The 15,524-nt window shown below is 60.1% G+C and carries 13 protein-coding genes and 1 tRNA gene; 10 read left to right on the top strand and 4 right to left on the bottom strand.

All coding sequences use genetic code 11. The features are described 5' to 3' along the window. Nucleotides 1-89: 89 nt before the first annotated feature. The 6 genes from FY528_RS02835 (at nucleotide 90) to FY528_RS02810 (ending at nucleotide 7,504) form a co-directional block, all read left to right on the top strand. A complete protein-coding gene (locus FY528_RS02835) occupies nucleotides 90-812 on the top strand; it encodes a LytR/AlgR family response regulator transcription factor (RefSeq protein WP_149069479.1) in 723 nt (240 codons plus the stop codon). A 388-nt stretch (nucleotides 813-1,200) separates the two neighbouring features. Continuing rightward, nucleotides 1,201-1,782, top strand: coding sequence for an RNA polymerase sigma factor (locus tag FY528_RS02830; protein WP_262383888.1), 582 nt, complete (start codon nucleotides 1,201-1,203; stop codon nucleotides 1,780-1,782). Beyond that, a complete protein-coding gene (locus FY528_RS02825; protein ID WP_149069477.1) occupies nucleotides 1,763-3,568 on the top strand; it encodes an outer membrane beta-barrel protein in 1,806 nt (601 codons plus the stop codon). Before FY528_RS02830 ends, FY528_RS02825 begins: the two co-directional genes overlap by 20 nt. 195 nt (nucleotides 3,569-3,763) lie before the next feature. Continuing rightward, nucleotides 3,764-5,800 carry an excinuclease ABC subunit UvrB gene (uvrB, locus tag FY528_RS02820; protein WP_149069476.1) on the top strand — a complete coding sequence of 679 codons (2,037 nt, stop codon included), beginning with the start codon at nucleotides 3,764-3,766 and terminating at the stop codon, nucleotides 5,798-5,800. A gap of 133 nt (nucleotides 5,801-5,933) precedes the next feature. Further along, on the top strand, nucleotides 5,934-6,446 hold the full coding sequence (locus tag FY528_RS02815; RefSeq protein ID WP_149069475.1) for a DUF6630 family protein: 513 nt from the start codon (nucleotides 5,934-5,936) through the stop codon (nucleotides 6,444-6,446). A 218-nt stretch (nucleotides 6,447-6,664) separates the two neighbouring features. After that, entirely contained in the window at nucleotides 6,665-7,504 is an 840-nt protein-coding gene (locus FY528_RS02810) for a M48 family metallopeptidase (protein ID WP_149069474.1), read from the top strand. Here FY528_RS02810 and FY528_RS02805 read toward each other — a convergent pair. After that, nucleotides 7,501-8,205, bottom strand: coding sequence for an HAD family hydrolase (locus tag FY528_RS02805; RefSeq protein ID WP_149069473.1), 705 nt, complete (start codon nucleotides 8,203-8,205; stop codon nucleotides 7,501-7,503). The two genes, FY528_RS02810 and FY528_RS02805, sit on opposite strands and share 4 nt — an antisense overlap. Nucleotides 8,206-8,252: 47 nt before the next feature. Between FY528_RS02805 and FY528_RS02800 the strand changes: the two genes are divergently transcribed. Beyond that, nucleotides 8,253-8,885 (top strand): chloramphenicol acetyltransferase, encoded by a 633-nt coding sequence (locus FY528_RS02800; protein ID WP_149069472.1) that lies wholly within the window; start codon nucleotides 8,253-8,255, stop codon nucleotides 8,883-8,885. Between the two features lie 118 nt (nucleotides 8,886-9,003). Here FY528_RS02800 and FY528_RS02795 read toward each other — a convergent pair whose 3' ends face one another. After that, complete coding sequence (locus tag FY528_RS02795) at nucleotides 9,004-10,755, bottom strand: GEVED domain-containing protein (protein ID WP_187631968.1); 1,752 nt, start codon at nucleotides 10,753-10,755, stop codon at nucleotides 9,004-9,006. Nucleotides 10,756-11,030: 275 nt separating this feature from the next. Further along, nucleotides 11,031-11,103 (bottom strand) — tRNA-Gly (locus FY528_RS02790). A gap of 122 nt (nucleotides 11,104-11,225) precedes the next feature. Here FY528_RS02790 and FY528_RS02785 point away from each other — a divergent pair. From FY528_RS02785 to FY528_RS02775, 3 genes are read left to right on the top strand one after another with little or no spacing between them, the layout of a single operon-like run. Further along, complete coding sequence (locus FY528_RS02785; RefSeq protein WP_149069470.1) at nucleotides 11,226-11,510, top strand: hypothetical protein; 285 nt, start codon at nucleotides 11,226-11,228, stop codon at nucleotides 11,508-11,510. A 10-nt stretch (nucleotides 11,511-11,520) separates the two neighbouring features. Then, nucleotides 11,521-12,057 (top strand): GNAT family N-acetyltransferase, encoded by a 537-nt coding sequence (locus FY528_RS02780; protein WP_187631967.1) that lies wholly within the window; start codon nucleotides 11,521-11,523, stop codon nucleotides 12,055-12,057. Nucleotides 12,058-12,092: 35 nt separating this feature from the next. After that, nucleotides 12,093-13,193: a dienelactone hydrolase family protein gene (locus FY528_RS02775; protein WP_149069468.1), complete on the top strand. Its 1,101-nt coding sequence runs from the start codon at nucleotides 12,093-12,095 to the stop codon at nucleotides 13,191-13,193. Here the strand turns inward: FY528_RS02775 and FY528_RS02770 are convergent, their stop codons facing one another. Further along, nucleotides 13,194-15,443 (bottom strand): B12-binding domain-containing radical SAM protein, encoded by a 2,250-nt coding sequence (locus FY528_RS02770; protein WP_262383887.1) that lies wholly within the window; start codon nucleotides 15,441-15,443, stop codon nucleotides 13,194-13,196. Nucleotides 15,444-15,524 lie beyond the last annotated feature (81 nt).

Raw genomic sequence — 15,524 nt, 5'->3', positions numbered from 1 at the left:
GCAAATAGCTTGTTTTCGCGTTATTGTCCGCCATATTGCCGCTGGCCAAGCCCTGGCACGTTTCACCTGTCACCTCATTACTTACTCCCATGACCTGCGCTATTCTGGACGATGAACCTCTGGCCCTGGAGCTGCTGGCTGACTACTGCGCGCAGGTGCCGGGCCTGGAGCTGAAAGGGCAGTTTGATGATGCCCTGGGGGGTCTGGCGTTTTTGCAGGACAACCCCGTGGATGTGGTTTTTCTGGACATACACATGCCTCGCCTCACGGGGCTGCAGCTGGCCCAGTTGCTGCCTCAGCCCGGACCCCGCATCGTGTTTACTACCGCTTACGACCAATACGCGGTGCGCAGCTACGACCTGAACGCGGCCGATTACCTGCTCAAGCCCATTGCCTTTGAGCGGTTTGTGCAGGCCGTGCAGAAGGTGCGCCAGCAGCTGGCTACCTCGGTGCCGGCCGCTCCCGCTCCGGCCGAGGCGGCTGCGGCTGCCCCCGATGCCATGTTCGTGAAAAACGACCACCGCCTGCAGCGCGTGGCCTTCGACGACATCCTCTACATCGAGGGCATGAAGGAGTACCTGATGATTTACACCACCACGGGCAAGGTCCTGACGCTGCAGTCGTTTCGGCGGGTGGAGGAGGTGCTGCCGCCCGAGCGGTTTGCCCGCATTCACAAGTCGTTTCTGGTGGCCCTGAACCGGATTGAGCACATCGAGCGGGGTAAGGTGCAGATTGCCGGCCGCCTGCTGCCCATCGGCGACACCTACCGCGACACCGTGACGGCCATGCTGCGCGCCAGTAATATGCTTTAAGCTAGAATTCGACCACTGGCTGCTGCTAACCAGCTTTATTGCAATTAGTAAATAGGATGGGTTTATAAATTATTGTTAATTAAGTAAATAAGTGGTTGTTTGACGGCGGTAAGCGTCCGGATGCAACCTCCGTCGATGCTTCTGCCTCTACCTTATATGCCGGCCGCCAGCCGGGCAAATAGGGTTCTTCGAAGCCAGCAGCGTTTATGCCTCATCTATCTACTTTCGCGGAGCAGCCAACCAGGGTTTCCGCCGTAACTTTGGGAGCCGATCGGGGTGGTCGGGGTGCCGTATGAGTGCTCTGTCAGCCAACTTCGGAGCGGCGGGCCTGCGCGGTCTGCTTGCTGATTCTAGTTATTCCCGTGAAACGGTTACCCGTACCGCTCCCGTGCGCCCTATTGCTACTCCTGCTACGTTAGACGAATCGGCCCTGCTCGATGCCTGCCTGGCGGGCAGCCGGCTGGCGCAGAAACAATTGTACGAGCGTTTCTCTGGCCGGATGATGGCCGTGTGCATGCGCTATGCCCAAACCACTTTCGAGGCCGAAGACGTATTACAGGAAGGATTCGTAACGGTGTTCCGAAACTTGCCCAGTTTTCGGCGCGAATGTCCACTGGAATTCTGGATTCGCCGTATTATGGTGAATGCCGCCCTGCGGCAACACCGGCGCAATGCCCCGCTGGTAGCCGTGAGCGAAGGAGAATACCCTGAGAATCTGGCGGATGAGGAATTCACCCTCGCTAACTACGGTTACGAAGAACTCCTCACCATGATTCAGGACCTAGCGCCCCGCTACCGGATGGTATTCAACTTGTTTGCCATCGAGGGTTACAGCCACAAAGAAATTGGGGAGCTGATGCAGATATCCGAAGGAACCAGCAAATCACAATATGCCCGTGCCCGGGTGATTCTCAAAAACAAACTGGAACGCCTCGACGCCCATCGTCACAATGGAACCTTCAGCCGATAAGCCACAGAATACTCAGACCGGCAACCTGGAGCAGTTGTTTCGACAGAAGTTCGAGGAAGCCGAAATAGCGCCCCGGGCCAGCCTGTGGGAGCAGATTGACCACGACCTGCTGGTTCAGCAAAACGAAACCTACCGCCAGCGCCTGCAACTGCACCGTTGGGCAGCGGCGGCCTGCCTGCTGTTTGCCCTGGCCATGGGTGCTTGGTTTACCATTCATCTTACCGGCACCCACGAGGCTGACGTAGCCGCTGCCACGGCTGGCGCTTCCGGCAGCTCACCGCGCCTGACAAGCAAAGCAACTTCGGAAGCGCCGGCTGTTGCACCTGCTGCGGTAAGCCCAGGCGCCGACGTGGCGACCAGTATTGCTCAACCTACTCGTGGCGGGCAAAAGGCCGCGCGTGCCGCAACGGTAAGCAAGCCGGCACTCAATGCCGCATTTACGGCTCCCACCCCCGTTTCGGGCGCCGCGACGGTAGCCAGCAAAGGCGAAGCATCCAACCGAAATCAAGCTTTCCGCGGTGCTATAGCTGAGCCTGTTGGCTCACCCGTGCCAGTAGGCCTAGGCGCTAGTACCCTACCTGTGGCTGCCACTACTCCAGAACGCGAAACCACGCTGGCTACTGGCCGGGCCTTGACCGGCGACCAGATCAGCACTACGCAAAGCGCCCAACTCCCGACTGCTACCCTAGCGTCGGCAGTCGTGGCAAGTCAGGGCCAGACGGTAGCCTCTGCCGAAATAGGTGCTACTGCTGCCGGACAGGTTGAGGTGACCAAGGCAATGCAGGCCGTTGCCCCGGGCAGCCAGCAGGCTACTGCTGCTGCCGAGCAGTTTGCTACCATTGTCGCGTTAGCTCCCCGGGAAACCACGCTGTCCACTACGCAAGCAGCTTTGCCAGCTTCGCTGCAACCTATGTACCTGGCTAACTCGTTGGCTTGGGCTGATGCATTGGCCCAGGAAGACGAGAAAAAGCAGGTGGCAACCAGAGGCTGGATGTTTGGCGGCGGCCACGCGGTATCGGCCTTCAATCCGAACATGAACTTCTCCCGTGGCAGCCTGCCCACCGGTACCGTTCGGATTGCTTCTACCGCCATGGTAAATGCCCAGATGTACGAAGCCGGCGCGCGGGAATACCGCGAAAACCTGCAGGCTGGCCTGGGGCAGCGCATTATGCTGCTCGCCCGGCGCCGTATCTCCAACCGCTTCAGTATCTCGGCCGGGGCCGAAGCGGCGGAGTACCGGGCAAGCTCCCAGACGTCCTACGCCGCACTGGAACCTTCCGTGCCTACGACTTTCACCGGGGGCTTTGCTTCTACTGACCGCGTACGTACTCAAATGGCGACGGACCTGACGGTACTGAATGAGCCGCAGAAAACGCGCTACCGCTACCGCAGCGCTGGCATACCCGTGCTGGTACAGTACGGCAATAATGTTAAAAACGGCTGGTCGTTCTATGCGCGAATGGGAGCTGCCGTCAACGTGCTCTTCGGTACGCGCTTCTCCGCCGATGACAATATGCTGGTGGCGCAGAAGGCCTACAGCCTGCAGTCAGGTGACTCGCCCTACCGCAAAGTGCTAACGTCTTTGCGCAGCGGCGCGGGGCTGAACTACCGCCCGGCGGGAGCTTCCTGGGCCGTGGCTTTTGGCCCCGCGGCTGAAGCTGGGCTGAACACGCTGAACGTCGATCCTGCCCAATCGTATTGGCAGCAGTCGCGGCCCTACTCCCTGGGCCTGGAAGCCAGCGTGGAATTCGGCAGCAAGTCGGCCCCGGTGCTGGCAGCGCACTAAACCAAGTTTCCCTGTAGTATTCTCTCCCGGCTCTACAAGTCCCGTGAGACCTCGCCCTGGCTGCGCAAGTGGCCAGGGTTTTTTATTTCCGAAGGAAACCTCTATTTAGCTAACGTAGTTATCAAAGGCTGGCTCACCTGCCTTGAAGAATACAACGATGGCTAAACCCAGTTTGGCAAGCTTCTCCCTCATTCTATGCAATACCAACTGACTTCGGAATTCAAGCCCACCGGCGACCAGCCCCGCGCCATTGCCCAACTTGTGGAGGGCGTGAACAACGGCGAGCCGGCGCAGGTGTTGCTGGGGGCCACGGGCACGGGAAAGACGTTCACCATGGCCAACGTCATTGCCCAAACCGGCAAGCCGGCCCTGGTGCTCTGCCACAACAAAACCCTGGCGGCCCAGCTCTACGGCGAGTTCAAGCAGTTCTTCCCCAACAACGCCGTCGAGTACTACATCAGCTACTACGACTACTACCAGCCCGAGGCCTACATTGCCAGCACTGATGTCTTCATCGAGAAGGATCTGGCCATCAACCAGGAAATCGAGAAGCTGCGGCTGCACACCACGTCCACGCTGCTGAGCGGCCGCCGCGACGTGATTGTGGTGGCCTCGGTGTCGTGCATCTACGGCATCGGCAACCCCGAGGAGTTCGGCAAAAACGTGATTTACCTGGCGCCTGGCCTGCGCTACTCGCGCAACAACCTGCTTTATTCCTTCGTGCAGATTCTGTACTCGCGCACCGAAGTGGAGTTTACGCGCGGCACCTTCCGGGTGAAGGGCGACACGGTGGACGTGTTCCCCGCCTATGCCGACCACGCCTACCGCATTTTCTTCTACGGCGACGAAATTGAGGCTATCCATAAGATTGACCCCACCAGCGGCAAGAAGCTCAGCGACGAGAAGTCGATGACTTTGTACCCGGCCCAGTTGTTCGTAACGGGCAAGGACAGCCTCAACCAGGCCATCAAGGAAATTCAGTTCGACATGGTGCAGCAGCACGCCTACTTCGAAAAGGAGGGCCGCGACCAGGAAGCCAAGCGCATCATGGAGCGCACCGAGTTCGACCTGGAAATGATTCGGGAGTTGGGCTACTGCTCGGGCATCGAGAACTACTCGCGCTACTTCGACGGCCGCCAGCCCGGCAGCCGCCCCTTCTGCCTGCTCGACTACTTTCCCGATGACTACTTGCTGGTGGTAGACGAAAGCCACGCCACCATGCCCCAGATTCGGGCCATGTGGGGCGGCGACCGGAGCCGCAAAACGGCCCTGGTGGAGTACGGCTTCCGCCTGCCCAGCGCCATGGACAACCGCCCGCTCACCTTCAACGAGTTTGAGGGCATGGTGCGCCAGGCCGTGTATGTGTCGGCCACGCCCGCCGATTATGAGCTTACCCAGGCCAATGGGGTGGTAGTGGAGCAAATCATCCGGCCCACCGGCCTGCTCGACCCCGAAATTGACCTGCGTCCCAGCGGCAACCAGATTGATGATTTGCTGGACGAGGTGGACAACCGCGTGAAAATGGGCGACCGGGTGCTGGTGACCACGCTCACCAAGCGCATGGCCGAGGAGCTGCAGAAGTACATGGAGCGCCTGGGCATCAAGAGCAGCTACGTGCACTCCGACGTGAAAACCCTGGACCGAGTAGAAATCCTGCGCCAGCTGCGGCTGGGCGAAATAGACGTGCTCATCGGAGTGAACCTGCTGCGTGAAGGCCTGGACTTGCCGGAAGTAAGCCTTGTAGCCATTCTGGATGCAGACAAAGAAGGCTTCCTGCGTGACCAGCGCAGCCTGATTCAGACCATGGGCCGCGCCGCCCGCAACGACCGGGGCAAGGTGATTATGTACGCCGACCGCATTACGGGCTCCATGCAGCGCGCCATTGATGAAACCAACCGTCGTCGCGCCACTCAGCTGGCTTACAACGAGGAGCACGGCATCACGCCGCGCACGGTGCGCAAGTCGCGCGAAGCTATTATGGAGCAAACGTCTCTGTCGGATTACCGCATTGTGGAAGCCCAAGGCTACGCCGGACCCGACGCCGATGTGGCTCTGGCCATAGCCGCCGAGCCGGTGATATCCGTAATGGCGCGCCCCGATCTGGAAAAGCTTATCAAGCAAACTGAAAAGCAGATGGAAGCCGCCGCAAAGGACCTCGACTTCCTCACTGCCGCCAAGCTCCGCGATGAGCTGGCTGCCCTGAAGCAGGTGCTCAAAACCAAGCGCGACTAAGCAGTTTGTTTTCACCGAAAGGGCGTAGCCGCCTGGCTTCCGTAGCACACGGAAGCCAGGCGGTTTTTTGCTGTTGGGCTTTGCGTTACTTTGCCAAAAACTCCTGATAAGGTAAAAGCAGACCCCTATGACGATGACTACGCTTGCCGCTGATGTTACCGAGTTACTGACGCTGTTAACCACCGGTACGCTGGCCCCGGAAGAACTGGTGGCAGCAACGGAAACCGTAGTGCTGGCGGCTCAGGACCCCGATGCCTACTTCGAACAATACCTGAACGAGGAAGAGCATAGCTGGCTGCTCGACTGTGGCGCGTCGATGACGGAAGTAGCCCTGTCAGAAGTGCTCGAGCAGGAGCTGTGCCGCTCCGACAAGGCCGATGAGCTGTATGAGCAGATAAGTGAGCAATTCCGGGAGCCCCTGCCCGCAGCACCCCCACATTACCGGTACCTGCGTGAGTACCTGCAGCTGCTGGATGCTGAGCTGCAGCAACGCGGCCCGCAGCCCGGGGGCTACGAGCTGCTGGAATTTGGAGATTCGTACAGCGACGAGCTGCAGGTGCTACTGGTATTTCGTAAGGATACGCCCCGCTTACTGGAGCTAGGGCAGCAGCTTGGCATTCACATTGCCCGCCCGCAGTTCAGCTGAGGCCCGAGACTGAGCGGGGGCAATATCTCCTTGGTCTCTTCCCACCTTCAGTGCCGAGCATCCTGGGCGCGGATAGAGTAGCTTACCTGGGGCCGTAATGTTTTGTAAAAGCGGGTGGCTGCGCATTGGCTCTTCCTCGGGAAGCTACGGATAGCCTTTCCTCAAAGCGCTGTATTTTGCGGGCTACTATCCTATTGTTTAGCAAAACCGTTTAGTATATGCCGCACAACTCCATCGTGGTCATGCTGCGCGTGGCCTGTCTTCTGCTGTTAACGGGTTGTGTCACGGTGCCCTTCACGGGGCGTACTCAGTGGAACCTGGTAAACCGCGTAGCCCTCAACCAGTCCGTCGAGGAAGCATACCAAGCCATCAAAGACTCCCTGGCCCAGCCCACTGATACCAGCCAGGCGGGGCGGGTGCAACGGGTGGGGCGGCGGCTGGCAGTTGCCACCGAGGGCTACCTGCGGCAGAAGGGCCAAAGCAACAGTCTGCAGGGAGTTAACTGGGTGTTTCTGGTAGTAGAAGACTCCTCCATCAACGCCAGTGCTTTTCCGGGCGGGAAAATCTTTGTCACCACGGGCATGCTCAGGGTGTGCCCCACCGATACCCTGCTGGCTTCGGTGCTAGGGCACGAAATGGGCCACGTACTGGCCGGCCATACGGCGGAAAGTTACAGCAAGCTGATGGTGAATATGGTAGGAATGGTGGCCGTGGCGGCTGTGGATGTGGCCCAGAGCAGCACCCGTGCCCCCGGCGACACCACCCGCCTGCTGGATAGCTACAACGGCTTGCAGCAGCTGGGCTCGTTTGCCCACAGCCGCAAGCAGGAGGGAGAAGCCGACCGTATTGGTATGATTCTGATGGCGCTGGCGGCTTACCCGCCCGCGGCGCAGGCCGAACTGTGGGAGCGGATCGGGCGGCTGGAGCCGGGCTATTCTTTCGCCCTCGAAAACTCGCACCCAACCCACGGCCGCCGCGTCCGGCAGGCCCGGCAGCGCCTGCCCGAAGCGTTGCGCTACTGGCAGGGGCCGCCCTTAAGTCAGGCCCAGCGGCCTTAGCGCAACTCCTGTAGCCACGTGGGCACCTCCGCCAGCGAGGCCACCTCGTGAAACGATACCCCGGCCAGCTCGGCCTCCGTTACGCGCTCCATCACCCAAGTGGTATGGTAGGGGACATACACGGCGCGGGCACCCAGGCGCGCCACCGGCAGCACGTCCGACTTCAGAGAGTTGCCAATCATGACAAACGCCTCGGGTGGCACTTGGTAGCGCCGCATGATGCGCTGGTAGGTAGCTTCGTTTTTCTCGCTCACAATTTCTACGTGGTCGAACAGGTCGCCGAGGCCTGAGCGGGCCAGCTTGCTTTCCTGGTCGAACAGGTCGCCTTTGGTGAGTAGCAGCAGCGGCAACCCCTGCTGCTTTACGGCCAGCAGCGTTTCCATCACGTCCGGCAGCAGCTCAATGGGAAAATCGAGGAGGCGCTTGCCGTAGTCCAGCACCTGCTGGATTTCGGTGCCAGTCACGGCGCCATTGGTCAGCTGAATAACCGTCTCGATCATGGACAGCATAAACGACTTGGCCCCGTAGCCAAACAGCTCCATGTTCTGGCGCTGCACTTCAAAGAAGCGGCTGCTAAGCTCGTCGGGGCCGCCGTAGTGGGTGAGCAGGGCATACAGGCGGGCCTCCACGTAATCGAAGTGCGGCTGGTTGGGCCACAGGGTATCGTCGGCATCAAAGGCAATGAGCTGGGGTCTGGCCATCGGAGAAGCAGAAAGAGAGCGGGCAAAGTTACCGAACTTGCCGCCGCATGAAACAGCTAGTAGACCTCACTACGTGGAACCGCCGGGAGCATTTCGCGTTTTTCTCGGCCTTCGAAGAACCGTTTTTTGGCTTAGTGGCCGATGTGAACGTAGCCCACGCCTTTGCCCGGGCCAAGGAGTTAGGGGTTCCCTTCTTCCAGGTGTATCTGCACGCCGCGCTGCAGGCCGTAAACTCCGTAGAAGCCCTTCGCTACCGCATCGAGGACGGGCAGGTGTATTGCTACGACCAGATCCACGCCTCCCCGACGCTGGCCCGCCCCGACCATACCTTTAGCTTTGCCTTCGTGCCGTTTGCGCAGTCCCTCACCGAGTTCGGGCTGAGCTTACAGGCAGAAATAGACTCCGTGGAGCAAAGTACCGGCCTGCGGCTGAACGCCAATGCCAGCCGCCTCGATGTCATTCATTTTTCGGCCATTCCCTGGCTGCGCTTCACCGGCCTTACCCACGCCCGCGCCTTTGCCCACCCCGACAGCGTACCCAAGATATCAGTGGGCCGCTACCGCCGCGAGGGCGAGGCCCTGCTCATGCCCGTGGCCGTGAACGTACACCACGGCCTGGCCGATGGCTACCACGTAGGTTTATTTTTCTCGGCTTTCCAGCAGGCACTGGATGCGGTATAGGTCTGGTCTGGCTTTGCAGCCCAAGGCTATGGTGAGTGCCCGGGATAAAGCCGCTTTTTGACGAGCCAGTATGGCCAGGAGGCAATACCTGGCAGGGCGCGGCCGCCGCTATGCAGGACTAATACAGGACCAGCCTTTGCTGGTAGTCGCCTGCTGCAGTATGTACGCGCACCACGTACAGCCCGGCAGGTAGCCCCCGGGTGGGCAACTCGGTGGGGGCATTGGCCCGCACCGAGCGGCTCGGTACGACGGCTTGGCCAAGCAGGTTAAAGATTCCCAGCTCCGCCACGGCGCTGCCGGTAGGCAGCGTAAGCAGGGGGGGCAGATCAGCGGAAGCCGGATTGGGGAAAAGGGTGAACTGCGGTAAGCTTGCCGGTTGGGTTGCCGTTATGCCGCTGCCAATGAGCAGCGTGTACTCCTCGGTTTCTCCGTACACACCCGTGGCGCAGGCATCGGCTAATGCCGGATAAAAATTGCTCTGTGAGCGGACGCGTAGGCGCGTCCAGCCCAGGTGGGCTGAGGCCGGCACAGTGAAGCTGGCCGTGGCCTGGTTGTACTGGGCTGCTCCCTGATACAGCTGCTCCCCGGCGTCCGCAAAGCTGCCGTTATGGTTGTAGTCAACCCAGGCATACACGAGCTGGGGGTAGATGGAGCCGTTGGGCAAAGTAGGCAGGCGCGTTTTGAGCGTGTATGTGGCACCTGGCTGCACTTGGCCCGTCTGAGAAATAAAGGAGGAGTAGGTACCGCAGCCGGAAGATAGGTTGCTGAGTATGGGGCTGCTGCCCTTGAGCACCTGCACATCGTTCAGGTAAATCGGGAGGCCATCGGGTGGGCAGTTATACACCGTAAAGTTCGCGGCACAATAAGTAATATCAGCCAGAATGCTCACCTCATTGCTAAAGGCGCCGGCGGCGTTGATGGGCTTTACCCGGTAGCGGATGGTCGTGGCGGCCGGTGGGGAGGCATCAGTGTAGCTGGTGGTGTTGGCCGTAACGGCCCCAACGGTGGTAAAAGCGGCTCCCGTCCCAACGGCGCGCTCAATAAAATAGCCTAGCTCGTCGGAGGCTTTATCGGTCCAGCGCAGCGAAATACCGCCCCCATAGGGCACTAGGCTGGCCGCCAGCTGGGTAGGCGCGGCGGGGGCCGGCAAGCTGCAGTTTCGGCCTGCGTGGCTTAGTTGCCGAACGGCCTGGATGCGGGCATACTGGCCGGGCGTAAAAGCATCACCGCAGCTCCAGTAGCTCATGGTATTCACTAGTAAGGGCGTAAACGGGTCATTGTTGGCATCGGTGATGGCGCCCGTGTACAGGCAGTCCTGCTTGGTAGCACCCTCCCGGCCGAAAGGGTCGGCGGGCGTATCGCAGATCTGGTCGCCCTTCGTAGTGCAGTTGGTACGACGCACCAGCTCCCGGTCTGCCAGCACGTCGCTCGTGCTGTTCTGGTGCGGGTGCGGCAAGCCAAAAGAGTGGCCCAGCTCGTGCGCCAACACGTGCGCATTGTTGCAGCCCATCAGTACCCGGTTGCCCGACAGATACGCATAGCCGCAAACGGGGCTGCCACCCGAGCTGACGGAGCCTGCGTAGTACACGTTGATGGCCTTGGGCTCGTCGTTGAGCAGGCACAGCTCACTTTCTACGGCGTAGGAGTTTACGGCATACAGGGCCGAGTTGTCGACGTACTGAATGCTGCCGCAGACAAAAAACTGAATGTTGGCACCGGCAAACAGCTGGTTGGCGCCAGCAATGGAAGCGTAAATGGCGGCTTCACTGGCGCCCCCGGTACCATCCGTTTTTCGCACAATGTGGATGCTGAGCGGAACGTAGCTTACCGCATCGGCCTGCGGACTGCGGGCGGCCAGCTTTTGCTCCAAGGGAATGACTTCCTGCAGCAGCCAGGCGCGTTGGGCTGGCGTAGGGTCTGGGGTTCCGCACTCGCCCGTTGAAGCTGCGGTTGGCCTCTGTCCGTAGGCTCCTAGGGAGAGTATATAGAGTGCAATAAAAGCGTAGAATTTCCTCATAAAAACCTCAATAACAGCGAAAAATAGGTTTGGTAAGTAAGATAGAAAGCAGCGGGGTATAATCGGAGGTATTGGCTAAAAACAAATCCGCCACCCAGACTTGCGTCTAAGTAGCGGATTTCCAAATGAGCGGGAAACGAGGCTCGAACTCGCGACCCTCAGCTTGGGAAGCTGATGCTCTACCAACTGAGCTACTCCCGCGGGTCGGACAAAAATACAGAGGGCAAATCAATTTGCAACGGCTGCGCGTATTCTTGGCCGAGTATATTTGGCGTGAATAGGCCGGCGGGCTTTTCATGCAGGTTTTTCCTAATCCTTTAGCTATGGCTAGTCCGGCAGGGCGTCGAGTTTTTGGTCTTGTGCTGCTGATCAGTGGGTGGATAGGCATCGGGCTTATGCTGATGCGCGCGGCCCTGCTGCTGTATATTAGCGGCTATATCCCGGGGGCAGGTCTGCTGCCCGATCAACAACCCGCAGCGCTGCCCACCACGAAGCTGGTAACTACAGTAGCGTTGTTGGCCGCCTTTGTCTTGATTACCCGATTTGGCCGCCGGATGCGCCAGGATGCCCGAATTTCCGACGAGCCCGGCGACCATTCTATTTCCTGAAGCACTTCGCATGTCCTCACCCCTCCGAATTCAGGTGGCCAAACGCACTATGGCTACCGCAACGCACTTGGCTGCGCTGGGCCAGCAAACCTTTATAGAGGCTTTTGCCGCCGACAACAAGGCGGAAGACATGGCGCAGTACGTAGCGGAAAACTTTAGCCCTGAAATTCAGTGGGCCGAGCTACAACAGCCAGAAACCATCTTTCTGCTGGCTTACTTTCAGGAAACCCCGGTAGGCTACGCCAAGCTCAAGCTCAATGCTACCCTGGGGTTGCAATCCGAAAAAACTACCCATAGCCAGCTGGAAATCGAGCGTCTTTATGTGCAGGAAGACTGGATAGGCACCGGGTTAGGGGCTTCGCTGATGCGCCGCGCCATTGAGGAAGCGAAGCTCAACGGCTGCCGGGCGGTGGTGCTGGGCGTATGGGAAAAGAACCTGCGGGCTCTGGAGTTTTACCGTCGTTTCGGGTTTAAGACCATTGGGCAACATGCCTTTGTGTTGGGCACCGACGTGCAGCAGGACCTGATACTGCGCAAAGGTCTATGAGCGTGCCCGCCCGCGCAGCGCTACCTTTGCCCTTGATGTCGAAGTTATTTTCTGCCGCCGGTTTGTTTTCCTCTAACTCTGGAAGCCAACTCAAGCAAACCCTGTTACTAGGGATGCTGGGGGCGCTGACGGCCTGTGGCTCTGCCGGACAGTCGGCTGAGGAAAAGACGTTGCCTCCGCCCACTGGCCATTACGAAGGCGCGGTAGGTCTACCCGGTACCGGGGTGCGTGTGGGCCTGGAGCTGCGCCGAACAAGGGCGGGTGAGCTCCAGGCGGAACTTACGGTGCCCGGCACGCCCGTCACGACAATACCTATGGGCACGGTGCGCTACCAAGCCCCACAGCTGCAACTCAGCCAGATCGGAGGTTTTCCGGGTACGCTATCCATCAGTGCCCTCCGGGAAGGCGACTTTCTGCGCGGGGTGTTGCAGCTGGACAGCATCCGGGGCGAATTTGTGTGGGTGCGGCGGGGCGAAGCAGCCCCGCGGCCGTTTCGGGAGCAAGCGGTGCGCCTCCCCGGGCTGGGTGTGGCCACGCTGTATCTGCCCGTCGATACATTAGCCACTCATCCGGTAGTGGTAAGCTGGGCCCCGACTACCTCGCCCAACCTCGACCGGGTAATGCGCTTAGGCAAGACTGGGTGGGCTACGCTTTTGCTGGCGCCTGCAGCAGCAGGCACGGATTCGGTGGTAGCGCGCCAGACGGTGGCGGCCTTGCGCTGGCTCCGGGGCCGGCCCGAAGCGGATACCACTCGCCTGGGCGTATGGACCGTGGGCAGTACCGCGGCCGAAGCAGCCGTGGGAGCCAGCCAGGGGGAGGCGGCCTTTCTGGTAGTAGAACAAGCCGCCCTTACCGAGGAAACAATGCTGGCCCCCTTCCGGCAGCTTGCTCGGCTACGCATTCCGGTATTCGGCTTATACGCCGGGCGGGATACGGCGCTGAACGTGCGTGAAAGCAGCCAGCGGCTTCGGCGGGCCCTTGGCGGCCGTCGGGGCATGCAGGTGCGCGTATTTGCCCAGGCCAAACCCAATTTCCTGGTGCCCGGGAACACTGCCGCCGATGGGCAGTGGCAGTGGCCGCGCCCTACTCCCGGTTTTTGGGAGGGCTTGGAGCGGTGGCTGAAACAGCTAAACTAGCTACAGCACCAGCAGCCCTTTGCTGCGCAGCAGCTGCCACCCCGCCGACTGCAGGAACTGTTCCCAGGGCTGAATGCCGGTGGGGTAGGTAAGGGCCGCATCCTTCAGCAGTACCTTGGTATCGTAGTCGGTGGTCAGGCCGCGCAGTAGCCCGTGCAGCCAGCTGCCCACAGCAGCGGGTACAGCTACTTCAAAGTCTTCGGCCTGCTCGTAGAAGGTGAGGACGGCCTGCTCGCCTTTCTTCCCTTTGCGCAGCGCTAGCTCCGGGCAGTTGCCCAGCCAGAACAGGCGGCCATTGGGGCGCGCAGCATCGGGCTTGGCGGGTTCCTGAATGGCCTGCTGAATAAGCTGACGCGGAACCGTGGTGCGAGGGACTTTAAAGTCAAACCAGAAGCTGAGCGGCTCCTGCAGGGCTACCCCGTGCAGGTAGTTGTATAAGGCTTTGGCCAGGCCAGGGCCAAACTGCTCGTGGTTGGCGCCGGTGGGGTCATCATGCCACAGGTCGTTCCAGGCAAAGGTGCCGGGCTCCGGACCAACGGGGACTACTTTATACTTGTCAGGTTGTTTGCCCACGGGGGAGTGGGCCGTCATGGCAAACCGGTGCCAATACCCACTTTGCACGATACCAGCGGCAAAAAGCTGACGTACGACTTCCAGTGAGTCAACCGTTTCCTGAGCTGTTTGGGTAGGGAAGCCATACATCAGGTAGGCGTGCACCATAATGCCGGCTTGGGTGAAGCCTTCCGTTACGCGGGCTACCTGGGCTATGGTCACGCCTTTCTCCATCAGCGCCAATAGCCGGTCGGAGGCTACTTCCAGGCCCCCGCTCACGGCTATGCAGCCCGAGGCGGCCAGCAGGCGGCACAAGTCCGGGGTAAAGGTCTTTTCAAAGCGGATGTTTCCCCACCAGGTAATAGCCGTGCGGCGCTTCAGCAGCTCAATAGCCAGATCACGCAAAGCCAGGGGGGGAGCTGCTTCATCTACAAAATGGAAGCCCGTCTGGCCGGTTTGGGTTACAATCTGCTCAATCCGGTCGGCCAGCAAGGCACTGGGGGCTGTTTCGTAGCGGGAGATATAGTCGAGGGTAACGTCGCAGAACGAGCAACGCTTCCAGTAGCAGCCGTGCGCCACAGTAAGCTTATTCCAGCGTCCGTCGCTCCAGAGGCGGTGCATAGGGTTCAGCACCTCAATCACGGATAGGTATTCGCTTAGCGGCAGGTCGGAATAATCGGGAGTGCCTACCTCGGTATGCGGAATAGCGGCGTGCGGAAAGTCGATGTACTGCACCGCGCCAGCAGTATTGCGCAGCAGGGTACGCTGGAACGCCAGAGGTCCGACAACCTCATCTGTCTTTTCGCGGCTGATATATTCCAGCAGGCGCAGCCAGGGACCTTCCCCGTCATCCAAGGTCAGAAAATCGATGTAATCGAAAAAGCGGGGTTCCCGCATGGTGCGCAGCTCCGTGTTGGGGTAGCCGCCGCCCATAGAGGTGTAGGTCTGCGGGCTAATTTCTTTTATCCGGCCGGCCAAGCGCAGCGCCCCGTACAGGTTGCCGGGGAAAGGCACCGTGAAACCCACGATATCCGGCCGAAAATCGGCTACCAGCTCATCCACCAGTTCCAGCAGCATCTGGTCCAGCAGGTTGGGCGCGGCTTGCAGGGCCTCGTGCAGGGCATCGAAGGAGGTGGCCGACATGCCCAGCTTTTCGGCGTAGCGGGAGAAGCCAAACTGCGGCCCTACCGTTTCCTTGAGCAGGTCGCCCAAATCCTCCAGGTAAAGCGTAGCCAGGTGCCGGGCCTGGTCGGTGAGGCCCATGGTACCAAAGGCGGTTTCCAGGTCAGCCACGTTATCAAACCGGCTGGCTTCGGGCAAGAACCGCGAATGGCAGATGCGGGGTGCGAGGGTGTTGTCCTTGTTTTGCAGAAACCGGATGACCGGCTCAATCGTGCTCAGGTAGCTTTGCTTGAGGCGCAGCATCCGGCGGGCATTGTCGCTGAGGGCAAACGGGCCCTGCTCTATAGCCGAGAAAACCCGGCGCAGCCCCGCCGCCGAAAAAACCTTCAGCACCAGCTCTAGGCCCAGGTCGGCCTGCCGCACGTGGTAGCCGTGCCCGCCCAGAAACCCTTTTAGGTAGGCCGTGGCCGGGTAGGGGGTGTTCAGCTGCGTGAGCGGCGGCGTGATGAGCAGAATGCGGGGCGAGGAAACAGACACGGGAGCAACAACCACGGACAAGTGGTAAAGGTGCCGCAAAGGTACAACCCAGCCGGTTGGCTATTCTTCCATTTGCTTAGGAAGAAGCTGCTATGGAAACAGGGGTCCGTGTGGAGTCTG

The organism is Hymenobacter lutimineralis (genome assembly GCF_008271285.1).
Classification (GTDB): Bacteria; Bacteroidota; Bacteroidia; order Cytophagales; family Hymenobacteraceae; genus Hymenobacter; species Hymenobacter lutimineralis.
This window is presented reverse-complemented; position numbering and strand designations above follow the sequence as displayed.